The following is a 22,749-nucleotide window of genomic DNA, read 5'->3' as shown; positions in this document are numbered from 1 at the left end:
CGGTCGGAGTAGGTTCGACGTGTGACCGATCTCTCTGCCACCGACGCCGGATCCGTCGCTCTTCGGAGCACTGCCGAGATCCCCGTGCGAGCCCTGCCGACCACGGACGCGGCCGACGCCCAGACGCCGCGCATCCCGCTCGCGGATCCCTCCCCTGCCGCGCCGGAGGGATTCCAGCCCAAGGCGTTCACCGGCGAGGTGATCCCGTTCCGCGTGGTCGCGTTCCGCGAAGGTCACGACGTCATCGGCGTGCATCTGCGACTGCGGACGCCGAACAAGCAGGAGAGCCTGCACCGGCTGACTCCGCTCGGCGACGGAACCGACCGCTGGCAGGTCGATGTGGCGCTCGACGAGCCGCTGACCTGGACGTTCCGCTTCGAGGCCTTCGCGGACGAGTTCGCCACCTGGGCCCATGCCGCCGCCGTGAAGATCGCGGCCGGCGTCGACGTCGACGTGATGCGCGCCCTGGGGGCGGAGCTGATCCAGCGCGCCGCAGAAGACACGACGCGTCCCAAGAAGCAGCGCAAGCACCTCGCCACGATCGCGGAACGGCTCGCCTCCCCGGAGGCGACGGCGGCGGATGCGCAGGCCGTCGCCACCGATCCGGACCTCGCCGCCCTGTTCCAGGAGCGTCCGCTCGCGGCGCTGGACTCGGCCACGCCCTGGCGGACCATCCTCGTGGAGCGCGCCCTCGCCGGGGCGGCCGCCTGGTACGAGTTCTTCCCCCGCTCCGAGGGCGCGGTGCGGACGGCGGACGGCACGATCGCGAGCGGCACCTTCGCGACGGCGGCGGAGCGCCTGCCCGCGGTCGCCGCGATGGGCTTCGACGTCGTCTACCTGCCGCCCATCCACCCCATCGGGCGCCTCAACCGCAAGGGGCCGAACAACACCCTGACCGCGGGCCCCGAGGACCCCGGATCGCCGTGGGCGGTCGGTGCGGCCGAAGGAGGGCACGACGCCGTGCATCCCGACCTCGGCACCCTCGCCGACTTCCGGGCGTTCGTCGAGACCGCGAACGAGCTGGGCCTCGAGGTCGCACTCGATCTGGCGCTGCAGGCCGCCCCCGATCACCCGTGGGTCACGCAGCACCCCGAGTGGTTCACCGAGCTCCCGGACGGGTCGATCGCCTACGCGGAGAACCCGCCGAAGAAGTATCAGGACATCTACCCGCTGAACTTCGATCGCGATCCCGTCGGTCTCTACACCGAGGTCCTGCGCGTCGTGGAGCACTGGATCTCCCAGGGCGTGCGGATCTTCCGTGTGGACAACCCGCACACCAAGCCCCTGCGGTTCTGGGAGTGGCTGATCCGCACCGTCAACACCAAGCATCCGGACGTACTGTTCCTGGCCGAGGCGTTCACCCGGCCCGCTCCCATGCGCGGTCTCGCGGCGGTCGGTTTCCAGCAGAGCTACAGCTACTTCACCTGGCGCAATACCAAGGCCGAGCTCGAGGAGTTCCTCGTCTCGATCGCGCACGAGACCGCCGACTACATGCGGCCGAACCTCTTCGTGAACACGCCCGACATCCTCACCGAGTACCTGCAGTTCGGTGGTCGGGCGGCGTACCGGATCCGTGCGGCGATCGCGGCGACCGCCGCCCCGCTGTACGGGGTCTACGCGGGGTACGAGCTGTACGAGAACGTCGCGCGCCCTGGTTCCGAGGAGAACCTCGACAACGAGAAGTACGAGTACAAGCTGCGCGACTGGGCGGCCGCCGAAGCGGAGGGCCGCTCGCTCGCGCCGTTCCTCACCCGCCTCAACGAGATCCGCCGCGCGCACCCGGCGCTGCGCCAACTGCGCAACCTGCGCCTGCACTGGAGCGACGACGACGCCGTCCTGGTCTACTCCAAGCACCTCGATCGCACCTTCACCGGCACCGGCGAGGACGACACGATCATCGTCGTCGCTAACGTCGACCCGCACTCGGTGCGGCAGACCACCGTGCATCTCGACACCCTCGCCTGGGGCGTCGAGCCGGGAGCCCCGTACGAGGTCGAGGACCTCGTCACCGGATCCGTCTGGACCTGGACGGATCACAACTTCGTGCGCCTGGACGCTTTCACCGAACCGGTGCACATCCTCCATGTGAAGGGGCAGCGATGATCACCACTGCGATCGACCCCGGGGTGCTGGGGGCCGTGGCCTCCGGCTCCCACCACGACCCGCACTCCGTGCTCGGCGCGCATCCCCAGCCCGCGGAGGGCGGCCGTCGCCGAACGGTCGTGCGGGCGCTGCGACCCCTGGCGCGGACCGTGACGGTGCGGCAGGACGGTGGGATCGACGTCCCGATGGAGCACCTCGCCGACGGGATCTGGGAGGGCGAGGTCGCCGGCCCGATCGGGTCGTACCGGATCGAGGCGACGTACGACGACGCGCCGGACTGGACCGCGGCGGATCCCTATCGGCACGCCCCGACACTGGGAGAGCTCGACCTGCACCTCATCGGAGAGGGCCGCCACGAGCGCCTCTGGGACGTGCTCGGCGCACACCCCGGCACGTCCGACGGCGAGCAGGGCACCGCGTTCGCGGTCTGGGCGCCGCATGCGAGGGCCGTCCGGGTGGTCGGGGACTTCAACGGCTGGGACGGGCGCCTCAGCGCGATGCGCTCGATGGGATCCAGCGGCGTGTGGGAGCTGTTCCTGCCCGACGTGGGGGTCGGCGCCCGGTACAAGTTCGAGATCCTCACCAGGCACGGCGACTGGATCCTGAAGGCGGATCCGATGGCGCAGCTGGCCGAGGTGCCTCCGGCCACGGCCTCGATCGTCACCGCCTCGGGCTATGCCTGGCAGGACGGGGCGTGGATGACCCGCCGGGCGGCCACGCATGCGGTCGCCCAGCCCATGAGCGTCTACGAGCTGCACCTCGGATCCTGGCGGCCCGGCCTCGGCTACCGCGACATCGCGGACGAGCTCATCGAGCACGTGACGGCCACGGGCTTCACCCACGTCGAGCTCATGCCCGTCGCCGAGCATCCGTTCGGCGGATCCTGGGGCTACCAGGTGACCGGCTACTACGCGGCGACCCACCGCTTCGGGGAGCCGGACGACCTGCGCTACCTCATCGACCGGCTGCACCAGGCCGGCATCGGCGTCATCATCGACTGGGTGCCCGGGCACTTCCCCAAGGACGCGTTCGCGCTGGCCCGGTTCGATGGGGAACCGGTCTACGAGCACCCGGATCCCCGCCGCGGCGAGCACAGGGACTGGGGCACGCTCATCTTCGACTACGGGCGCAACGAGGTGCGCAACTTCCTCGTCGCGAACGCGCTCTACTGGCTCGACCAGTTCCATGCGGACGGGCTGCGCGTCGACGCCGTCGCATCGATGCTCTATCTGGACTACTCGCGGGAGGACGGCGACTGGGAGCCGAACGTCCACGGCGGCAGGGAGAATCTGGAGGCGATCCGTTTCCTGCAGGAGGTCAACGCCACGGCCTACCGCACGCATCCGGGCATCGTCATGGTCGCGGAGGAGTCGACGAGCTTCCCGGGGGTGACGGCGCCCACGAATCACGGCGGACTCGGGTTCGGGTTCAAGTGGAACATGGGCTGGATGAACGACTCCCTGGTCTACATCGAGCGGGACCCCCTGTACCGCTCGCACCATCAGGGTGAGATGACGTTCTCCTTCGTGTACGCGTTCGGCGAGAACTACATCCTGCCGATCAGCCACGACGAGGTCGTGCACGGCAAGGGCAGCCTGGTGTCGAAGATGCCCGGCGACCATGCGGCGAAGCTCGCGAACACCCGCGCCTACCTGGGCTACATGTGGGGGCACCCCGGCAAGAACCTCCTCTTCATGGGACAGGAGTTCGGCCAGCTCTCCGAGTGGTCCGTCGATCGTGGCCTCGACTGGTGGCTGCTCGAGCAGCCGTCCCACCGGCAGCTGCAGGACTTCGTCGGCGCGATGAACCGCACCTACCGCGCGAACGCACCGTTGTGGGAACGCGATCACGACGGCTCGTCGTTCACCCGCATCGGCGGTCCCGACTGGGACTCGAACGTGGTCGCCTTCGTACGGCGCGACGCCCACGGCGGCCACATCGCCGTGATCAGCAACTTCGCGGGATCCACTCGGCACGGCGTGCACCTCGATCTTCCGCTCGCGGGCGCATGGAGCGAGATCCTCAACACGGACGCCGCCGAGTTCGGCGGGCACGGCGAGGGCAATCTCGGCCTCGTGTACGCCACCGAGCGGGAGGGCGCGTCGCCGCAGGCCACGATGACGCTTCCCGCGCTGTCGACGATCTGGCTGCGGCACCAGCGGGATCCCCACGTTCCCGTCGTCAGCAAAGGGTGAGACGATCCGGGCTCCGCGGACATTGACAGGTGAGAGACACCGAACGGAGCCCTGATGGCACAGACCGCGGATGACACGGCGCTCGTCGCGCGTGCGGCATCCGGAAGCGAACACGCCTTCCGGACGCTGTACCGCGCGTACGCACGCCCCGTCTTCTGGATCGCATTCGGCATCCTGGGCGACCGGCCCGACGCGGAGGACATGGTGCAGGAGACCTTCGTCGTCGCCTGGCGCAAGCTGGCCTCCGTGGAACTCGCCGGGACTTCGTTGCTGCCGTGGCTCGCGACGATCTGCCGCTTCCAGTCCGCGAATCGGCTGCGGCGGCGGATCCGGGACCTCGCGCACACCGAGGGCGAGGTCGACGAGCGGCTGCCCGCGCTCGTCGACGTCGAGCAGCAGGTCATCGCCGCCGACCTCGCGGAGCGGATCGCGCGCGAGCTGGGCGACATGAGCCCGCTGGATCGCGAGGTCTTCCGGCTCTGCGTCGTCGAGGGATACGACTACGCCGCCGCGGCCGCAGAACTGGGCGTGCGGCACGGCGCGGTCCGCAATCGTCTCTCCCGCGTACGCACCCGTCTGCGCGGCGCTGCGACAGGAACGGAACCCGCCTCATGACCATTCCCGCACCCGCGTCCGGTCCGGATCTGCCTCGGTTCACGGACGAGGATCTGGCCCGCATCGAGAAGTCCGTCTTCGCCGAGATCGCCGAGGAGCGGGCGGGGATCGACGCACGCACCGCCGCCCATCGACGATCCCGCCGCCGAGGGTGGCTGACGGCCGGAGGCATCGCCGCCGCGTTCGTGGTCGGCGTGCTCGTCACTCCGTCGGCGCTCTCGCTCACCGGCTTCGGCTCCTCCGGCTCCTCCGTCTCCTCGTCCGGCGCGGACCCGGCGTGGAAGGCGACGAGCGTCCCGTCGTCCGATGCGACGACGCGGTCCACCGCCGACGGGGCGGCACCGCTGAGCGGCGCCGGGACGGCGGCCGGCGGAGCGGCGAACGCGGAGGCGACGCGCGATATCGTCCGTACCGGCACCGCGACCGTGCAGGTGCGGGACGTGCGCCGCGCCGTCGACGCGCTGGGCGACCTCGCGAAGAAGCACGGCGGGTACGTCGAGAGCCAGCAGATCGGATCGACGGCCCCGACGCCTGCGGACGGCACGACGCTCGCGCCGCCCACGGCGGGCGGCGACGGCTGGGTCACGCTGCGCGTCCCGGCGGCCGACCTCGAGCGCACGATGGACGAGCTGAGCGCGCAGGGCACCCTCCTGGCGTCGTCGATCGGGCAGAACGACGTCACCGCGACGACGACCGATCTGCGCGCTCAGGTGGACGCGCTCTCGACCTCCGTGGCCCGCCTCCAGCAGCTCATGGCGCAGGCGTCCTCCGTGGCCGACCTCCTGACCGCGGAGAGCACGCTCACCGACCGGCAGTCCCAGTTGCAGTCGGCGCAGCAGCAGCTGAAGGATCTGGAAGCGCAGGTGCAGATGTCGTCGGTGCAGGTCTCCCTGGTGCGGGAGACGACCGCGACAGCGGACCCCGCGGGGTTCGGCGACGGGATCGCCGCGGGCTGGCATGGTCTGGTGGTGTCGCTGAACGCCCTCGTGATCGCGATCGGGTTCCTTCTCCCCTGGCTCGCGGTCGCGGCCGTCGTCGCGCTGATCGTCTGGGCGCTGGTGCGGGTCCGCCGCGCTCGCCGACGGTCGACGGACGGGGCCGAGGCGGAATCCGTCGACAGCTGACCCGCAGACCTCGTTGAGTGAGCCGCACACGCCCCGTGCGGCCGCTCGCCCACGTTCTCCACAGCCTTCCGCGCTTCCCGCGCGAGCGAGGAATCCGCCGCTAGGGTCGTCGACATGAGCCGCAGTGTCGCCGTCTCGCCCTCGCAGGTGGCCCCCGAGGGGCGCGACCTCACGCTCGATCTCACGCGCGTCGCGTGCGTGATCCTGGTCGTGTTCGTGCACATCCTGTTCACCGGCGTCGGTCGCGCTCCCGACGGATCGCTGCTCATCGAGCGCACCGTCGAAGGACAGAAGTGGTTCGACGCCGCGAGCTGGATCCTGAACATCATGCCGCTGTTCTTCGTCGTGGGCGGGTACGCGGCGCGCGCGGGATGGCGCTCGGCACAGCGGCGTGGTGACGACGCGATCGGGTTCGTCCGGCTGCGTCTGGCCCGGCTGGCACGCCCGGCGATTCCCGTCTTCGTCTTCTTCGCGGTCTCGCTCGGGATCGTCCGGTTGCTCGGGCTCGATCCTGCCCTCGTCGACACCGTCGCGATCGGGGTCGGATCGCCGGTGTGGTTCCTTGCGGCGTACGCGCTCGTGCAGGCCCTCGCCCCGTGGATGATCGGACTGCATGCGCGCTACGGCGCCCGCGTCCTCGCCGTGCTGCTGCTCGGCGCACTGCTGACCGACGCGCTGCGCTTCCTCGTCGCCGGGGAGCTGCTCGGCATCGGCCACGTCCCCGCCGGGCACTACGGCATCGGCGAGGAGCTGTTCGGGATCCCGAACGTGGCTTTCGTCTGGCTCTTCGCCCAGCAGGTCGGCTTCTTCCTCTTCGACGGCTGGTTCCGCGCCCGCCGTGCGCTCGCGCTGGTGGCCCTCGTCGCGGCGGGCTACCTCGTGGATCTCGGGCTCGTCTCGCTGGGCGGCTACTCCTGGAACATGCTGAGCGACCAGTGGCCGCCGACGGCGCCCTTGGCGGTGCTCGCCGTGGTGCAGGCGAGCGCGTTGACCCTCCTGCGTCGACCCTTGGAGGCGCTGCTGCGTCTGCGCGCCACACGGGGCGTGGTGCTGGTCGTCGGCTCCCGTCTGATGACCGTGTACCTCTGGCATCTGCCGACGATCATGGTGCTGATCGGTATCCAGCTGCTGCTCCCCCTGCCGATGCCGGCACCGGGGAGCGCGACCTGGTGGTGGACCCGCGCGCCGTTCCTGATTCTCGTTCTGGCGGCGGTGTGGCTGCTCTCCCTGTGGCTCGTACGGTTCGAGGCGCCACCGCACATGGGCGCGGAGCCGTCGAGGCAGGCCATGGCGATCGCCGTGGCGAGCTTCGTCGTGCCGACCCTCACGATCACGGCCTACGGACTCGACCTCCCCCTGGCCGTGTGCGCGCTGATCGGATCGGTCGGCGCGCTGCTGCTCGTGGGCTCCTGGCGCACACCACGGCTCTGACCCCGGAGACGACGAAAGCCCTCGGCGAACCGAGGGCTTTCGAGTGTTGTGACCCCAGCGGGATTCGAACCCGCGTTACCGCCGTGAGAGGGCGGCGTACTAGGCCGCTATACGATGGGGCCTCATCCGCAGGGCGTCTCCGTCCCGCGACAACTGTTCAAGTATGGCATGCAGCTGAACACTCGCCAAATCGGTGCGGCCGCTCGGCGAAGCCCGGGAGTGTCGCACGCGGCAGGCGTAGTGTCGGATCATGCGCGTCACCAAGTTCGAGCACGCGGCTCTCCGCGTCGACGACCATGACCAGACCCTCCTGATCGATCCGGGGAGCTTCACGCGTCCGCTCGACGACCTCTCCCGTGTCGTCGGCGTCGCCCTGACGCACCAACATGCCGACCATTGGACCGCCGAGCACCTGGATCGGATCCTCGAGGCAGCCCCCGGAGCGCCGATCTTCGCTCCGTCCGGCGTCGCGGAAGCGGTCGGAGAGGGATACGACATCACGGTCGTCTCGCCCGGCGAGACGCTCACGGCGGGCGCCTTCACGCTGCGCTTCTTCGGCGGCGTGCACGCGGAGATCCACTCCTCGATCCCCCGTGTCGACAACCTGGGTGTCCTCGTCGACGACGAGCTGTACTACCCCGGCGACTCGTTCGCGGTTCCGGACGGCGTCGAGGTCGGAACCCTGGCGGCGCCGCTCGGAGCGCCGTGGCTGAAGGTCGGGGAGGCGATCGACTTCGTCCTCGCTGTGAAGCCGCGCCGCGCGTTCGGAACGCACGACATGACGCTCTCCTCGCCGGGGGCCTCGATGCATCGGGCGCGTCTGCAGTGGGCCACCGAACAGAACGGCGGCACGTTCTTCGAGCTGGCTCCGGGCGACACGATCGAGGTCTGATCGGTCGCTCCGTCGCGATCGGGTCGCGCCGGAGCGCTCAGCGGGAGCGACCAGCGGCCCGCTCCGCGCCGTCGGCACGCCTCGACACGGCGGCCGTGGCGAGCGACGACGCCACGACCGCGACGAGAGCGCCGAGCAGGATCGCCCCGCCTTCCCCCGGCAGCAACGCCTTCGCCTGCACTCCCACAGCGACGGCGGCCACCGGGACGCCGAGCTGTCCCGCCGATGCGATCGTCTGCGCCCAGGGCAGACCGACCGCACGCCCCAAGAGGTGCGCCAGCACCGCGGCGACGCCGAGAGCGAGGCCGAGCAGGATCATCCGAGGGTGCGCGCCGAGAGTGCGCAGATCGATCGACGCCCCCAGCCACACGAAGAACAGCGGACCGAAGAAGCCCTCGGTCATCCCGAAGAGCTGATGCGCGAGTCGACGCGGCTGCCCGCTGGCCGACAGCACGAGCCCCAGGGTGAAACCGGCCATCATGACCGACACGTGGGTGAACTGCGCGATCGCGGCGAGCCCGAACAGTGCCAGCAGGCTGAAGCGCAGTTCGAGCGCGAAGCGCCGCGATTCCGAGTACTCGTGCAGCCGGCGGCGACGGCGCTCCCCGACGCGACGGAGCAGGAGGGCGAGGACGATGCCGATCCCCGCGATGAGCAGACCGCCCGCCGCGACGAGAGGCACGCGGGACGGCTGGAGCGCGAGGGGCAGCGCAAGGATGCAGGCCACATCGGCCAGCGCGATCTGCGCGATGAGCTGCGCGGCGGACCCCGCGGTCACGTCGAGCTGCTGCAGCATGGGCAGCACGAGTGCGGCCGACGACGAGGCGATGAGCACCGCGTACACCGCGCCGTGCGACGTGCCGAAGAGCGCCGCCGTGCCGAATCCCAGCCCCACCGCGACGATCGCGACGGCCGCGGCGCCGATCGCACCGCGACCCCACACCGCTCGCACGTCGGGATCGAGCACCGGGATGTGCGAACCGATCACGAGCATGACCAGTCCGAACCCGATCTCGGCGAGTAGCGTCAGCGTCGGTTCGCCGGCATCGACCCAGCGCAGTCCGCTCGCCCCCACGAGAATGCCCGCGAGCAGCTCCCCCGCGACGAGCGGGACGCGCCAGGACCGGCGCGCGGACAGCGCGGGCCCCGCGAGCCCCACCAGCACGAGGAGCGCCAGGGTCGCGAACGTCATGCGCTCACTGTAGGGCCGCGGGCGACCGGCGCCGCGTCGACAGGCTCAGCGGGCCGGCCCCGACGTGCGGAGGGACCGCCCGGGGTGTCGCGGATCCGCTACCGCGTCGGCTGCTGCGCTGCGCGGACGCGGATCGCCCGCTGCTGATGATCGCGCTGCTCGACGACGAGTCGCCGCAGCGCAGCGGGAGCGTCGCCGTTCTCCGCGAGCCAGGCATCGACGAGCGCCGTGGTCGGGGAATCCGGGTAGAGCCCGATCACGAGGCGCCGCGCGATCTCGATCGAGCGATCGGCCCACGCGGGTCCGATCCGTTCGAAGTACTCCGCGTCGAAACTCTCGACGAGGTCGCGCCGACCGCCCGCGCCGAAGCCGGCGATCGTCGCGTCGAGGTGATCGTTCGTGAGGGCGAGGTCGCCCCAGGCCGCTCGCCAGTCGGCCGCCCTCACGTCAGGCCGGGGCGTGGACGATGCGGCCTCCCTGGCCGCGGTCCGCCCGCTCGCCGTGTGGTCGCGCAGCTGCTCGGCGGTGATCTCCTCCGCGCCGGCGTGCCCGGTCGTGACGAGCGCGGTGAGCAGCGACCAGCGCAGATCGGGGTCGACGGGGAGCCCCGCGGGACCGGCGCCGTTCAGGATCGCCTGCACGTCCTCATGCCGGACGTCGTCGAACGCCGACGCGGAGGCGAACGCACGGGCCCAGAGCAGCTGGGTGTCGCTGCCTGCCTCCGCCGCGCGCAACGCGGCCCAGGTCGCCTCGGTCCAGTCGCGCCGCGCCTGCGCACGCGTCTCCTCCGGCAGGTAGTGCCCGATCGCGAACGGAGCGTTCAGCACGATGCCGCCGAGCAGAGCGCCGTCCGACTCGAGCGGAGCGTGCGCCGCAACGATGCGGAGGTAGCGCGCGACCGGCAGCTCCCCGTCCCGGGTCGCGTTCCACAGCGCCGACCAGACCAGCGCACGGGCGAGCGGGTCGGAGAGCGTCGACAGCGAACCCTCGACGGTGTCCAGGGATCGCTCGTCCAGACGGACCTTGGCGTACGTCAGATCGCCGTCGTTGAGCAGCGTGAGCGCGGCATCCGGAAGATCGATCCGCGTGCGTTCCCCGGAGATGTCCAGCGGGATCCGCTCTCGGCGCACCAGCGCATCGCCTTCGAGATCGTAGAGGCCGACCTGGAGGCGGTGCGGCCGTGGCTCCGCCTGCACGATCGTCGTCGCCTCGTCGTCGCGCTCGAGGGACAGCGTGCTCATCCCCGTGGTCTGCAGCCACTGCGCCGCCCAGGCGCGCATGTCCCGCCCCGAGGCCTCCTCGAGCTCGACGAGCAGATCCTCGAGCGTCGTGTTGCCGTACGCGTGCCGTGCGAAGTAGCGCCGTGCGCCCTCGAAGAACGCGTCCTCTCCGACGAACGCGACGAGCTGTTTGAGCACGGCGGCACCCTTCGCATAGGTGATGCCGTCGAAGTTCAGCTTGGCCGCCTCGAGGTCGACGATGTCTGCCACGACGGGATGCGTGCTGGGCAGCTGGTCCTGCGTGTAGGCCCATGCCTTGCGCCGGTTCGCGAAGGCGACCCACGCGTCGTCGAACTCGGTCGCCGCGACCGAGGCGTGCGTGCCCATGTAGTCCGCGAACGACTCTTTGAGCCACAGGTCGTCCCACCAGCGCATCGTCACCAGGTCGCCGAACCACATGTGCGCCATCTCGTGCAGGATCGTGTTCGCCCTGCCCTGCCGTTGTGCCCTCGTCGCCGCGCCGCGGAACAGGTACTGCTCGGTGAAGGTGACCAGCCCCGGATTCTCCATCGCGCCGATGTTGTACTCGGGAACGAAGATCTGGTCGTACTTCCCCCACGGATAGGGGAACGCGAACGCGTCGGTGAAGAAGTCGAGGCCCTGCATCGCGATCCCGAGGATCTCGTCCGCATCGAAGTGCTCCGCCATCGAGGCACGGCAGAACGCTGCGAGAGGAACCACCTGATCGTCGCGCCGCCACTCCGCGGATGCACGCACGTACGGACCGGCCGCGACGCACGTGAGATAGCTCGAGAGCGGCAGGGTGGGCGCGAACTCGACGGTCTGCGCACCGCGCGCGGCGTCCGAGCGCACGGGCGACTGGTTCGACAGCACCTCCCATCCCTCGGGCGCCGTGACCACGACGGTGATCGCGGCCTTCATGTCGGGCTGCTCGAAGCACGCCATGAAGCGGCGGGCGTCGGCCGGCTCGTCATGCGTGTAGAGGTATGTCTTCCCGTCGGCCGGGTCCGCGAACCGATGCAACCCCTCCCCCGACCGGCTGTACGCGCCGACCGCGCGGATCTCGACCACGTTGTGCGCCGCGAGGTCCCGCAGCGCGATGCGAGCGCCGTCCCAGCGCACCTCCTGGGCCACTCCGTTGACCGTGACGGACTCGACGCTCTCGCCGAGGAAATCGACCCACGTCTCGGTCGCGGAGGCGTCGAACTCGAGCGTCGAGGCCGTCGGGAAGCCGTTCCGCGCGGCATCGACCGCTCCCGTGACGTCGAGTTCCAGCCGGATCCGGTGCAGTCGGATCGCCGCAGATCGCGCGGCGGTCTCGGCCCGGGTGAGATTCGCAGTGCTCATACCTCCATCGTTTCACGGAGTGTCGCGGTGCCCGCCGGCGGCGCCATCGGCGACCAGTCGGCCGTATCCACGCGCGCATGACCTCGTGCACATGTCCTCGTGCGCATCACCGCGTGCGCATGCGCGAGGATGGATCCGATGCACCCCCTGACAGAGTCCTCCGCTCCTCGCCGCCGTGCGGCGCGCCGCCGGGCCCTTCCCCGACACGGGTACGGCTCGTGACCGTCGCGGTGATCGCTCTGCGCATCCTCCTCGCGCTCGGGTTCGTAGGCATGGGGATCAACCACTTCCTGCCGCGCTCGGTGCGCGTGATGGCGGCGATGATCCCTCCCGCGCTCCGTGGACGCCGGATCACGCCACGCATGCTGGTGTGGTTCACCGGCGTCTGCGAGATCGCCGGCGGGATCGGCCTGCTCCTGCCGCAGACGCGTCTGGCCGCGGGGCTCGCCCTCGTGGTCTTCCTGATCGCGGTGTTCCCCGCCAACGCGTTCGCGGCACGGCATCGCGATCGCTTCGGGGTCCTGGCGGTGCCGCTCGTGCCGCGGTTGATCGGGCAGGTCGTGCTGGCGCTTCTCGTTCTCGTCGCGACCTTCCTCTGACTCCCCACCGCGTGCGTGACCGCACGTGACAGCATGGGGTCATGACGAATGCGCCCTCCTCCCTTCCCGAACGCAGCAGGGTCGTGCAGGACCACGTCCGCGCCGCCGGGCTCGACGCCGAGGTGCGCGTACTGCCCGACTCCGCGCGGACGGCCGCCGAGGCCGCTGCCGCGCTCGGCTGCAGCGTCGGTGCGATCGGGAACAGCCTGATCTTCCTCGCCGACGACCAGCCCGTGCTGGTCATGACGAGCGGTGCGCACCGCGTGGATCCGGACATCCTCGCGGGTGCGATCGGCGCGACGACCGTCGCGATGGCGCCCGCGGACGTCGTCCGTGCCGTGACCGGGCAGGCGATCGGCGGTGTGGCGCCGGTGGGCCACCCCGAGCCCCTGCGCACCATCGTCGACGCCGCGCTGCGCGCGCATCCCGTCGTCTGGACGGCCGGGGGCACGCCGCACACCGTGATGCCGCTCGGCTTCGAGGAGCTCGTCGCCCTCACCGACGGAACCGTCGCGATCGTCTCCGCGGACTGATCACCGCCCTTCGCGGCGTGTCGCCCGTCTTTGCGGGGCTCAGAGACGGGATCCAGGCGACGCCCAGGCTGCGTCCGTAGCGTGAAGCGGGATGTCACGGAACGGTAACAGGATCAGATCCCTGGACGGTCTCCGCGGTCTCGCCGCGGTCATCGTCCTGGCTCATCATGCCTCCCTCATCGCTCAGCCCTGGATCGATCCGGCGGGATGGGCCGTGCTCACGCGGTCGCCGGTGAAGCTGCTGCTCGCCGGCTCCGAGGCCGTCATGGTCTTCTTCGTGCTGTCGGGTCTGGTGGTGGCACTGCCCGCCCTGAAGCGCGGCTTCTCCTGGGCGCGGTACTACCCGGCACGTCTGCTGCGCCTCTACGTCCCCGTGATCGCGGCGCTCGGCGCCGGCGCTCTGCTCGTGCGGCTCATCCCGCGCGATCCGTCCACGATGCCGGACGACTCCTGGATGCAGAGCGCGCAGGCGACCGACGTGTCCGCGGCCGACGTGCTCTCCCAGATGTCGCTCATGCGCGCGAACTACCCGATCGACAACGTGCTGTGGTCCCTGCGCTGGGAGCTGTTCTTCTCCCTGCTCCTGCCCCTGTTCTGCGTCGCCGCGATCCGTGTCCGCCGGTTCGCCCTGCCGTTCGCCCTGCTGTGCGTCGGGCTCATGTTCGTCGGCCGCACCACGGGGATCTCGGCGCTCGCCTACCTGCCGGTGTTCCTCATCGGCACGCTCATCGCGGTGCGCCGCGACGACCTGCGTTCCTGGGCGGAACGCCCAGGAACGCGTCGCGCCCTCCCCTGGCTTGCCGCGCTCGCGGCGACGATGCTCATCGGCAGCGAGCTCGCGAAGCCGCTCACCGACGGCACGGTCGCGGACGACCTGCTCTGGGCCGTGGCCGGAGCGGGCGCCGGCCTGCTCGTCGTGCTCACGATGGTCTGGCCGGCTGCGCAGCGGCCGCTCGAGACCCGGCCGATGCAGTGGCTGGGGCGGATGTCGTTCAGCCTCTATCTCGTGCACGCCCCGATCCTGGCCTCGCTGAGCTATCTGCTCGGGGCCGAGCGCTGGTGGCTCGCACTGCTCATCGGCGTACCGGTCAGCGTCGCCGGCGCTGCCGTCTTCCACCGTCTCGTCGAACAGCCGGGTCAGGAGCTCGCCGGCAAGGCGGGCATGATCGGCGCGGCGCTCGCCGAACGCCTCGCTCAGCGCCGCGCCGCGTCCCGCCGCTCGCGGCGAACGGTCACCGCCCGGTAGACGGCCCTCAGGGCGGCTCGTGCGCCGTAGCGGACCAGGATCCCGGCCGCGCCGAACGCGCAGCCGATGAGCACCGCCCGCGGGTCGTGCAGATCCACGTCGAAGACCCGCGATCCGAACGGGGTCAGGATCACCGCGAGCATCCCGGCGATCATCGCCCCGACGAGCACGAACTTCCACGGCTGGAACGGGCGCGCGACCGTGATGAGCACGAAGAACGCGACGATGATGAGTGCGAGGAACGCCGTCGAGGTCGTGAGCCTGCGCTCGTGGTCCGTCCCACCCAGGACCGCGCGGGCCGTGAGATACGCACCGTAGGAGGCGAGGGCGGCCCCGATCCCGCCGGGGATCGCGGCGTCCAGCACCCGGCGGACGAAACCGTCCTGCGCACGAGCGGTGTTCGGCGCGAGCGCGAGGAAGAACGCGGGGATTCCGATCGTGAACCAGGCGATCAGCGTCACGTGCCGTGGCAGGAAGGGGAACGGCACGGCCGTGACCGCGACCAGCAGGGCGAGCAGGATCGAGTAGAGCGTCTTGGTCAGGAACAGCGTCGCGACCCGCTCGATGTTGCCGATCACGCGGCGTCCCTCCGCGACGACGTGCGGCAGCGTGGCGAACGAGTTGTCCAGCAGCACGATGCGCGACACCGCCCTGGCCGCCGGGGATCCGGATCCCATCGCGACGCCGACGTCCGCGTCCTTGAGCGCGAGGACGTCGTTCACGCCGTCGCCCGTCATCGCCACGACGCGTCCATCCCGCTGCAGGGAGTGCACCATCGCGCGCTTCTGCGTGGGGGTGACCCGGCCGAACGCCGTGCGGTCGCGCACCTGTTCGTCGAAATGCCACGATCCGGGGTTGAGCGTCCGTGCGTCGACGGCGTCGCGTCCCTCCGGAACCCCCGCTTCGGCGGCGATCGCGCCGACCGCCGCCGCGTTGTCGCCCGAGATCACCTTGATCCGGACGTCCTGCGCGGCGAAGTAGGAGATCGCACCCGGCGCCTCCGGGCGCAGGCGCTGGTCCAGGATCACGAGCGCCGCCGCGGCGAGGCCCTCCGGCAGGGTCTCCCGCCCCGCCGCGGAGTCGGGCAGGGGGCGATCCGTCTGCGCGAGCACCAGGACGCGCAGACCCCGAGCGCCAAGAGCCTCCGCACGGACCCGAGCGGCGTCCTCGTCCGGCAGCAGGACGTCGGGGGCGCCGAGGACCCAGGTCATCCCGCCCTCGGTCTCGGTCGCCGCCCACTTGCGGGCGGAGGAGAACGCGACCGTGCGGGCGACGACCGGCGCCGCGACGTCGCCGACGCGCTCCAGGATGGCGGTCATGCTGCTGTTCGGCCTTCCCTCCGCCCGCCCGATCGCCGCGAGCGCACCCTCGATCGCGTCCTCGGCGGCGTCCCCGAGGAGCTCCACGGCGTCCACCCGCATGCCGTCCTCGGTGAGCGTCCCCGTCTTGTCCGTGCAGACCACGTCGACGCGCGCGAGCTGCTCGATCGCGGGGAGGTCCTGCACCAGGCAGTTGCGTCGACCGAGGCGGATCACGCCGACCGCCATCGCCACGCTCGTCATGAGCACGAGCCCTTCCGGCACCATCGGCACCAGCGCCGCCACGAGCCCGCGCACGGCCGAGCGCCAGTCCTCGGAATGTCCCCAGATCTGATTCACGATCGTGAGCACCCCGACCGGGATGAGCGCCCAGGTGACGTACTTCAGGATCCGGTCGATCCCGGAACGCAGCTGGGACGTCGGGCGGCGGAACTGCGACGCCTCCTTCGCGAGCTTGGCCGCGTACGCGTGGACGCCGACGGCCGTCGCACGGAAGCGGGCGGATCCGGCGGCGACGAAGCTGCCCGACTTCAGCTCGTAGCCCGCGCCGGCGAGCACCGGCTCGGACTCCCCCGTGAGCAGGGACTCGTCCACCTCGAACCCGACGGCCTCGAGGACGATCCCGTCCACGGGGATCTGATCTCCCGCCGCGACGAGCACCACGTCGTCGAGCACGATCCCCTCGACGTCGAGCTCCGCTCGACCGTCGGCCCTCTCGACCCGCGCGGGGGCCTTGCTGAGCAGCGCGAGGCGGTCGAGCGTGCGCTTCGCCCTGATCTCCTGCACCATGCCCACCACGCTGTTCACCACGATGAGCAGTCCGAAGAGGCCGTCGATGAAGGAGCCGGTGCCGAGGATGAGCAGGAACAGGACGGCGTAGATCGCGTTCACGCGGGTGAACGCGTTGGCGCGGAAGATCTCGCCGAAGGTGCGGCTCGTACGCGCCTCGATCGCGTTGCTCTCCCCCCGGGCGACCCGCGCCGCCACCTCGTCGGCGGTCAGCGGCTCCCCGACGGTCCCGGGTGCCGCACCGGGCAGGGAAGGACCTGCGCTCACGCCTCAGACCGGCCGATCCGTCGCGATCCATCCCGCGGTGAACCCGCTCACCCGGGATCCGTCGAGGTCCGCGAGCGAGACGCCGACGAACGCCCGCGCGGCGTCCGAGGTCTGCCGGCGGAACACGAACTCCTCCGAGAGCGCGGCCGCCGCGATCTCCGCGCCCGCCTCTGCGGCGGACTGCGCCCGCGCGAACGCGCCCGAGGTCCGCGCGAGGTAGGCGTCGAGCAGCGGGCCGTAGGGGCCCCCATCGTCGGGACGGACGGCGTTGCGCACGAACTCGCTCGCCACGGCCGCCGGCTCGATCACGCCCACCCGCACTCCGAACCGGGCCGCGACTGCGGCGAGCGACTGCATGAAGCCCTCGACGGCGAACTTCGCCCCGCAGTAGGCGTCGGCGAAAGGCTGTCCGACGGCGCCGCCGACGCTCGTGACCGTGAGGATGCTGCCGTCGCCGCGTTCGCGCATCCCCGGCAGCACGAGTTTGGTCAGATGCACCGGCGCGAGGTAGTTGACCTCGACCTGTGCCCTGATCTGCTCCATGGAGAGCTGTTCGGCGGTGCCCACCCCGCCCTGGCCCGCGTTGTTCACGAGGACGTCGATGCGCCCGTGGGTGTCGATGATCTCGGCGACGACACGCTGGGCGGCATCGTGGTCGACGACGTCGAGAGCCCTGATCTCCAGCTCCACCCCCGCGGCCTCCGCGGTGTCGCGCAGCAGCTGCGAGCGTGCCGTGTCGCGCAGGGTCGCGATCACCCGTGCCCCGCGTTGCGCGAGCGCGACGGCGGCGTGCATGCCCATCCCGGACGAGGTTCCCGTGACCAGCGCGATGTGACTCATGCGCTCACCGTAACAGTGCGACCCTGGCGCCGCTCCCGGCGGATCGTGGGGCCTCCGACGCCCACGGTTCGGCGAGCGCACCGCCGCCCGAGTCGACCGGTCGGCCTCGTCGCACACGCCTCAGGCATAAAGCTCGTGCATGGGCGAGCTCAGACGGCGGCCTTCTCCTCCGCCGGCACGGACACGCCGTTGGCGACCGCGGGGATATGGCGTTCGAGCACGAACGCCAGGACGCCGACGAGCACGGCTCCGGCGATCATCGCGACGATGAACCACGCCTGACGACCTTCGCCGAGCAGGAGTCCCGCAGCGATCGGACCGGCGATCGCCCCGCCCTGGAAGGCTGCCGAGTTGATCGCGTTGTAGCGACCGCGGTTGCGCTCCGAGGCGAGGTCGTTGAAGATCGCGGGCACGGTCGGCTGCAGCATCGTCTCTCCGAAGGCGAAGACACCCATGAACGCGAGCACGCCGATCGCCGCCGCGAGCGAGTCGGGCAGCAGCCCGGTCACTCCGAGCACGCCCCACGACGCCGCCCAGATGAGGGCCATGACCTGCATCACCCGCGTGCGCCGCCGACCCGTGATGAGCTTCAGGACCGCGAACTGCAGCGCAACGATGACGACCGTGTTGACGGCGAAGGCGAAGCCGACCACCTGCGTCGAGACGCCAGAGACCTGGCGCGCGAACGCAGGGAACCCTCCCTCCATCTGACCGTAGCCGATGAAGACCGCGAGGAACGTGAGCAGGGTGAGCCAGAGCACCCCCGGGCGGCGCAGAATGCGACGGTACCCGTCGACGGGGGCGCCCGCATCGTCGGGATCCGCGTGGGTGCGCACCCGACGGAGCGGACCGAGGAGCAGAGCCATCGGGATCAGCGCGCTGGCCCCGTCGACGAGGAAGATGAGCTCGAAGGTCTCCGGACGCTGGACGTCCACGAAGAAGCCGCCCACGACGCCGCCCACGCCGATGCCGAGGTTGATCAGGGCGAAGTTCACTCCGAAGTACTGCTGGCGGACTTCTCCGTCCACGATCGTCGCGATGAGCGCGTTGAACCCGGGCCAGGAGACGCCGAAGTTGATGCCGATGAGCACGAGGGCGACCGCGGCGACCGACGGGGTGGTCGCGAACGCCAGCAGCACGCATCCCACGACCATCGCCGTGAGCCCGACGAGCAGGACCCTTCGCGCCCCGAAACGGTCGATGAGCGTGCCGCCCGGCCCCGTCACCACGAGACCCGCGACCGCGATGATGCTCATCAGCGCGCCGGAGAGACCGAGGTCGAAGCCCCGCACCTCGTGCAGGTAGATGATCGTGAAGGGCAGGGTGAGTCCTCGCCCCATCGTCTGGATGGCGACGGTGGACAGCAACCAGCGCCCCTCGGTGGGCAGGGCGGTCCAGAACGTTCGCATACCGGTCACCCAACCAGTCTGGCCGAGGGCACCGACATCGGCGGACCCTCCACGCGCCACGGGCCCCGGGGGCGTCCGCGCGTCCGACGGACGCTCAGGCGACGGCCGCCGCGACGCGCACCAGGGCGTGCGCGAGGTCGTCGATGAGGTCCTGTGGACCCTCGAGCCCGACCGAGATGCGAACGACGTCCGCCCCCGGCCGCGCCTCCGGGGCGACAGGACGATGCGTGAGCGCGGCAGGGTGCTGGATCAGCGAGTCGACCCCGCCGAGCGACACGGCGTGCGTGAACAGCCGCACCGAGCCGGTGAGCACTTCGGCCGCGGGATACCCGTCGCGCAGCCGCATCGCGATCATCGCGCCGCCGCCCCGCATCTGCCGGGGCACGAGCCCGCGGACGTCGCCGATGCCCGGGTAGCGGACCTCGGCGATCTCCGGCTGCTCGGCGAGCCACGCGACGATCCGCTCCGCCGAGCGCTGCTGACGTTCGAGCCGTACCGGGAGCGTCGCGAGGCCGCGATGCAACAGGTAGGCGCCCAGAGGGTGCAGCAACGCCCCGGTGATCGCCCGGACGCGCCGCAGCGCCTGCGCCGTGTCCTCCGCACAGGCGATGACACCGGCGATCACGTCACCGTGCCCTCCGATGTACTTCGTCGCGCTGTGCAACGACATGCGCGCGCCGAGATCGAGCGGGTTCTGCAGCAGCGGCGTCGCGAACGTGTTGTCGACGAGCACCGGCACCTCCCCCGCCTGCGCGACGACGGCCGCGATGTCGACGAGATCGAGGGTCGGGTTTCCAGGCGTCTCCACGATGACGAGCCCGGTATCGGGCCGCAGCGCCGCGGCGACGCCGTCCTCGGCGCAGAAGGTCGTCTCGGCTCCGAGCAGGCCCGCATCGAGCAGATGGTCGGTGCCGCCGTACAAAGGGCGGACCGCGACGATGTGCCCGCGTCCCACCGCGGACGTGTGCGCCAGGATGGCCGCCGTCATCGCCGCCATGCCGCTTCCGAACGCCACCGCGGCCTCCGCGTGCTCGAGCTCGGCGAGGGCCTCCTCGAAACGGGCCACCGTGGGGTTCCACAGCCGCGCGTACACGTTGCCGCCATCGGGCAGCGGATGTCCGCCGGTCGCCATGGATTCGTACGAGTCGCCGCCGTGGACGATGTCGGGCAGGGGATTCGTCGACGAGAGATCGAGGGGCGGTGCGTGCACCCCCAGGGCGGCGAGATCCGCACGCCCCGCATGGACGGCGACGGTGTCGGGGTGCGGGGGCCGGTCGTATCCGGAGCGTTCGATCATGGCGCCACGATCCCTCACGGCGCAGAGGAACGCCAGATCCCTTGTCGCCATGACCGGAATCGCGCCAGGATGTTGTCCTGACGACGAAATCCGCCTCTCCGAGGGAGCCGATCTTGACCGCTGCGCAGAACACCCCTGTAGACGCACTGGACCGGCGGATCCTCGCCGCGCTCGCGGCGCGTCCCGATGCCCCGGTCAAGGAGCTCGCCGCCGCCCTGGACGTCCCCGCGTCGACGTGCGCCTTCCGGCTGCGCGCCCTGCGCTCGCGCGGCGTGATCGTGGGAACGCGGCTGATCCTCGATCCCTCCCGTCTGGGACGAGGCGTCCAGGCCGTGATCCGCGTGAGGCTCGGGGCGCACAGCAAGCCAGGGGTCGAGGCGCTCTTCGACGCGCTCGAACGCACCCCTGGCGTGCTGCAGGTGTTCCACATCGCGGGCGCCGACGACTTCCTCGTGCACGTGGCCGTCGCCGACGCCACGGCGTTGCGCGACATCGTCCTGGAACGAATCACGGTGCACGAGGTGGTCCGTGCGACCGAGACGCAGCTCGTCTTCGAGCGGCGCGACGGCTCCGGCGCTCTCGATCCGGACTGAGCCCGTCGCGGGCTCGGCGGGACTACTGATCCTTGCGGATGTACTTTCCGAGGCGGTCGTGCGTCGAGCGGGGCGGCGGAGTGCTGCCGTCCTCGTGCTCGGCCCCGGCGTAGGTCCCGCGCGTCTCGGTGTCGGGACCGCCCTGCTCCGTGCGGGTGTACTGCCCGTGCACCGTGCGCTCCTGATCCGGCTCGCCGGCCCGCTCGGTGTACGTCCCCTCGAGGCGGTCCCTCGGGTCCTCTGCGGAACCGCTCGTGTTCGGCGTGTCTGCCATGCGTCCTGCTCCTCTCGGAGGCGTTCACGCCTCGGACACCAGCGTACGCCCGGGAACGGCCTGCGATCAGGGAGAAATCGCGAGGGCGCGGGGTACGCGGCTCCGGAGGGCGGTCGCCACGGAGGCCGTCGCGACGACCTGCGATGAAAACGGATCGCGCCCAATCCATGCGATTTTCAGGAACTCCCCGTATTATTACGGAGTTGTAACACCCTCCCCTGCCCGAGGAGCACATCATCCCTTCGCTTTCGCCTGAACCCGGGCGCCCCTCCCCCCGCATGACTTCACTCCCCACAGACTCCGCCTCTTCCGCCCCGCTGTCCCGCCGCGCGTTGCGCCTGCAGGCGCTCGCCGCCCAGGCGCACACCCCGACCGAGAACGACCCGCAGCCTCCCGTCGAGTCGTCCGAGCCGCAGGACGTCGTCGTCCTCGCCGCCCCCGAGGACGAGCTTCCCGAGGCCGTGACCGTCGAGACGCCGGGCGCCGCCGTTCCCGAGATCGAGATCGCGGTCGAACCGATCAGCGACCAGCCTGTGGCCGAGCAGCTGCCGGCGCCCGCCGAGCCGGAGACGCCTTCGGCCTCGCACATCGCACCCCAGGGCAAGGGCCGGAGCAAGGGCCGCCGCGCCCGTGCGACGAAGCCAGACCGCGCCGTGCGGCCGGTGCGCTCGGTGCAGCGGGTCAGCAAGACGACGGGCGCCGCGTTCGCGATCGGCGCGCTCGTCGTCGGCACCGCGCTCCCCGCGATCGGCCTCGCCCGTGCCGCGGACGGCAACGCCGCCACGACCGCCGCGGCCGACATCCGCGCCCAGTCCTTCACCGCGGCGCACGGCGTGCTTCCCGACGTGCAGGTCCACGGCACGTTCACCGCGACGACCCCGACCGAGCTGAGCGCGATGCAGGCCGCCACCGCCGCCGCCGAGCGCACGGGCGTCGCGTCGATCGCCAAGCCCGGCCAGGTCATCTACCCGATGGCCGCAGGGTCCTACACGCTCACCGACGGCTTCGGCGCCGCACGCACGGGCCGCAGCCACATGGGTCAGGACTTCGCGGCTCCGGCCGGCACGCCGATCTACGCGGTCGCCGACGGCTGCGTCACGATGTCCCAGGAGAGCTATCAGGGGTACGGCGTCGCCGTGGAGATCGCGCACCCGGCGCTCAGCTCCGCCAAGGCCGTCTCCACGCTCTACGGCCACATGGAGTACGGCACGCGCGCCGTGCAGGTCGGCGAATGCGTCACCGCAGGGCAGTTCCTCGGCCGCGTCGGCGACACGGGCTGGACGGTCGGCACGTGCCTTCACCTCGAGGTGCACATCAACGACAACCCGATCGACCCGCTCGCGTGGCTCGAGGCCAACGTCTTCTGAGGCCCTAGAGCCTGTGCGGCCCGAGCCGCAAGCCCCTGCCGCGCTCCGCTGCGCCGGCGCACGATGGATCCAGGAT

At 71.0% G+C, this 22,749-nt stretch carries 18 protein-coding genes and 1 tRNA gene; 11 read left to right on the top strand and 8 right to left on the bottom strand.

The window, feature by feature from the left end:
• The first annotated feature begins 84 nt into the window (after positions 1-84).
• From Q0P88_RS03080 to Q0P88_RS03060, 5 genes are all read left to right on the top strand, one after another.
• Positions 85-2,103, top strand: coding sequence for a maltotransferase domain-containing protein (locus Q0P88_RS03080; protein WP_295011093.1), 2,019 nt, complete (start codon positions 85-87; stop codon positions 2,101-2,103).
• Complete coding sequence (glgB, locus tag Q0P88_RS03075) at positions 2,100-4,298, top strand: 1,4-alpha-glucan branching protein GlgB (RefSeq protein ID WP_295010949.1); 2,199 nt, start codon at positions 2,100-2,102, stop codon at positions 4,296-4,298. The genes Q0P88_RS03080 and glgB overlap by 4 nt, the downstream gene beginning before the upstream one ends.
• A gap of 54 nt (positions 4,299-4,352) precedes the next feature.
• Positions 4,353-4,913: an RNA polymerase sigma factor gene (locus Q0P88_RS03070; protein ID WP_295010947.1), complete on the top strand. Its 561-nt coding sequence runs from the start codon at positions 4,353-4,355 to the stop codon at positions 4,911-4,913.
• Positions 4,910-6,037 carry a DUF4349 domain-containing protein gene (locus Q0P88_RS03065; RefSeq protein ID WP_295010945.1) on the top strand — a complete coding sequence of 376 codons (1,128 nt, stop codon included), beginning with the start codon at positions 4,910-4,912 and terminating at the stop codon, positions 6,035-6,037. Before Q0P88_RS03070 ends, Q0P88_RS03065 begins: the two co-directional genes overlap by 4 nt.
• A 114-nt stretch (positions 6,038-6,151) precedes the next feature.
• Positions 6,152-7,468, top strand: a complete 1,317-nt coding sequence (locus tag Q0P88_RS03060) for an acyltransferase (RefSeq protein ID WP_295010944.1) — start codon at positions 6,152-6,154, stop codon at positions 7,466-7,468.
• 49 nt (positions 7,469-7,517) lie between these two features.
• On the opposite strand, the gene Q0P88_RS03055 is transcribed toward Q0P88_RS03060, so the two are convergent.
• Positions 7,518-7,590: transfer RNA gene (locus Q0P88_RS03055), tRNA-Glu, on the bottom strand.
• Positions 7,591-7,718: 128 nt separating this feature from the next.
• Between Q0P88_RS03055 and Q0P88_RS03050 the strand changes: the two genes are divergently transcribed.
• Complete coding sequence (locus Q0P88_RS03050; protein ID WP_295010942.1) at positions 7,719-8,360, top strand: MBL fold metallo-hydrolase; 642 nt, start codon at positions 7,719-7,721, stop codon at positions 8,358-8,360.
• A 37-nt stretch (positions 8,361-8,397) separates the two neighbouring features.
• Here the strand turns inward: Q0P88_RS03050 and Q0P88_RS03045 are convergent, their stop codons facing one another.
• Both Q0P88_RS03045 and pepN read right to left on the bottom strand, forming a co-directional pair.
• Positions 8,398-9,552 carry a cation:proton antiporter gene (locus tag Q0P88_RS03045; RefSeq protein WP_295010940.1) on the bottom strand — a complete coding sequence of 385 codons (1,155 nt, stop codon included), beginning with the start codon at positions 9,550-9,552 and terminating at the stop codon, positions 8,398-8,400.
• Between the two features lie 98 nt (positions 9,553-9,650).
• Positions 9,651-12,140, bottom strand: coding sequence for an aminopeptidase N (pepN, locus tag Q0P88_RS03040; RefSeq protein WP_295010938.1), 2,490 nt, complete (start codon positions 12,138-12,140; stop codon positions 9,651-9,653).
• A 218-nt stretch (positions 12,141-12,358) separates the two neighbouring features.
• On the opposite strand from pepN, the gene Q0P88_RS03035 reads away from it, so the two are divergent.
• From Q0P88_RS03035 to Q0P88_RS03025, 3 genes are all read left to right on the top strand, one after another.
• A complete protein-coding gene (locus Q0P88_RS03035) occupies positions 12,359-12,739 on the top strand; it encodes a DoxX family membrane protein (protein WP_295010936.1) in 381 nt (126 codons plus the stop codon).
• A 41-nt stretch (positions 12,740-12,780) separates the two neighbouring features.
• Complete coding sequence (locus Q0P88_RS03030; protein ID WP_295010934.1) at positions 12,781-13,272, top strand: YbaK/EbsC family protein; 492 nt, start codon at positions 12,781-12,783, stop codon at positions 13,270-13,272.
• Positions 13,273-13,363: 91 nt separating this feature from the next.
• Positions 13,364-14,518: an acyltransferase gene (locus Q0P88_RS03025; protein WP_295010932.1), complete on the top strand. Its 1,155-nt coding sequence runs from the start codon at positions 13,364-13,366 to the stop codon at positions 14,516-14,518.
• Here Q0P88_RS03025 and Q0P88_RS03020 read toward each other — a convergent pair.
• The 4 genes from Q0P88_RS03020 to Q0P88_RS03005 form a co-directional block, all read right to left on the bottom strand.
• Positions 14,467-16,893 carry an HAD-IC family P-type ATPase gene (locus Q0P88_RS03020; protein WP_295010930.1) on the bottom strand — a complete coding sequence of 809 codons (2,427 nt, stop codon included), beginning with the start codon at positions 16,891-16,893 and terminating at the stop codon, positions 14,467-14,469. The genes Q0P88_RS03025 and Q0P88_RS03020 overlap by 52 nt on opposite strands.
• 3 nt (positions 16,894-16,896) lie before the next feature.
• On the bottom strand, positions 16,897-17,733 hold the full coding sequence (locus Q0P88_RS03015) for an SDR family NAD(P)-dependent oxidoreductase (protein ID WP_295010928.1): 837 nt from the start codon (positions 17,731-17,733) through the stop codon (positions 16,897-16,899).
• Positions 17,734-17,882: 149 nt separating this feature from the next.
• The gene (locus Q0P88_RS03010; protein ID WP_295011092.1) at positions 17,883-19,142 is read right to left on the bottom strand and encodes an MFS transporter; all 1,260 of its coding nucleotides are present in this window, start codon (positions 19,140-19,142) and stop codon (positions 17,883-17,885) included.
• A 94-nt stretch (positions 19,143-19,236) separates the two neighbouring features.
• Positions 19,237-20,439 (bottom strand): PLP-dependent aspartate aminotransferase family protein, encoded by a 1,203-nt coding sequence (locus Q0P88_RS03005; RefSeq protein WP_295010926.1) that lies wholly within the window; start codon positions 20,437-20,439, stop codon positions 19,237-19,239.
• Between the two features lie 113 nt (positions 20,440-20,552).
• Here Q0P88_RS03005 and Q0P88_RS03000 point away from each other — a divergent pair, with 113 nt between their 5' ends.
• Positions 20,553-21,032 carry an Lrp/AsnC family transcriptional regulator gene (locus Q0P88_RS03000; protein WP_295010924.1) on the top strand — a complete coding sequence of 160 codons (480 nt, stop codon included), beginning with the start codon at positions 20,553-20,555 and terminating at the stop codon, positions 21,030-21,032.
• A gap of 22 nt (positions 21,033-21,054) precedes the next feature.
• Here Q0P88_RS03000 and Q0P88_RS02995 read toward each other — a convergent pair whose 3' ends face one another.
• Positions 21,055-21,306: a hypothetical protein gene (locus Q0P88_RS02995; RefSeq protein WP_295010922.1), complete on the bottom strand. Its 252-nt coding sequence runs from the start codon at positions 21,304-21,306 to the stop codon at positions 21,055-21,057.
• A 278-nt stretch (positions 21,307-21,584) separates the two neighbouring features.
• On the opposite strand from Q0P88_RS02995, the gene Q0P88_RS02990 reads away from it, so the two are divergent.
• Positions 21,585-22,673 (top strand): peptidoglycan DD-metalloendopeptidase family protein, encoded by a 1,089-nt coding sequence (locus Q0P88_RS02990; RefSeq protein ID WP_295010920.1) that lies wholly within the window; start codon positions 21,585-21,587, stop codon positions 22,671-22,673.
• Positions 22,674-22,749: the final 76 nt, after the last annotated feature.

The sequence above is a fragment of the uncultured Microbacterium sp. genome (assembly GCF_945952435.1).
GTDB lineage: Bacteria > Actinomycetota > Actinomycetes > Actinomycetales > Microbacteriaceae > Microbacterium.
This window is presented reverse-complemented; position numbering and strand designations above follow the sequence as displayed.

Excerpts from the sequence above, each read along its gene's own strand:
- glgB (WP_295010949.1), top strand. The coding sequence starts at position 2,100 with ATGATCACCACTGCGATCGACCCCGGGGTGCTGGGGGCCGTGGCCTCC.
- Q0P88_RS03070 (WP_295010947.1), top strand. The coding sequence starts at position 4,353 with ATGGCACAGACCGCGGATGACACGGCGCTCGTCGCGCGTGCGGCATCC.
- Q0P88_RS03065 (WP_295010945.1), top strand. The coding sequence starts at position 4,910 with ATGACCATTCCCGCACCCGCGTCCGGTCCGGATCTGCCTCGGTTCACG.
- Q0P88_RS03060 (WP_295010944.1), top strand. The coding sequence starts at position 6,152 with ATGAGCCGCAGTGTCGCCGTCTCGCCCTCGCAGGTGGCCCCCGAGGGG.
- Q0P88_RS03050 (WP_295010942.1), top strand. The coding sequence starts at position 7,719 with ATGCGCGTCACCAAGTTCGAGCACGCGGCTCTCCGCGTCGACGACCAT.
- Q0P88_RS03045 (WP_295010940.1), bottom strand. The coding sequence starts at position 9,552 with ATGACGTTCGCGACCCTGGCGCTCCTCGTGCTGGTGGGGCTCGCGGGG.
- pepN (WP_295010938.1), bottom strand. The coding sequence starts at position 12,140 with ATGAGCACTGCGAATCTCACCCGGGCCGAGACCGCCGCGCGATCTGCG.
- Q0P88_RS03030 (WP_295010934.1), top strand. The coding sequence starts at position 12,781 with ATGACGAATGCGCCCTCCTCCCTTCCCGAACGCAGCAGGGTCGTGCAG.
- Q0P88_RS03025 (WP_295010932.1), top strand. The coding sequence starts at position 13,364 with ATGTCACGGAACGGTAACAGGATCAGATCCCTGGACGGTCTCCGCGGT.
- Q0P88_RS03015 (WP_295010928.1), bottom strand. The coding sequence starts at position 17,733 with ATGAGTCACATCGCGCTGGTCACGGGAACCTCGTCCGGGATGGGCATG.
- Q0P88_RS03010 (WP_295011092.1), bottom strand. The coding sequence starts at position 19,142 with ATGCGAACGTTCTGGACCGCCCTGCCCACCGAGGGGCGCTGGTTGCTG.
- Q0P88_RS03005 (WP_295010926.1), bottom strand. The coding sequence starts at position 20,439 with ATGATCGAACGCTCCGGATACGACCGGCCCCCGCACCCCGACACCGTC.
- Q0P88_RS02995 (WP_295010922.1), bottom strand. The coding sequence starts at position 21,306 with ATGGCAGACACGCCGAACACGAGCGGTTCCGCAGAGGACCCGAGGGAC.
- Q0P88_RS02990 (WP_295010920.1), top strand. The coding sequence starts at position 21,585 with ATGACTTCACTCCCCACAGACTCCGCCTCTTCCGCCCCGCTGTCCCGC.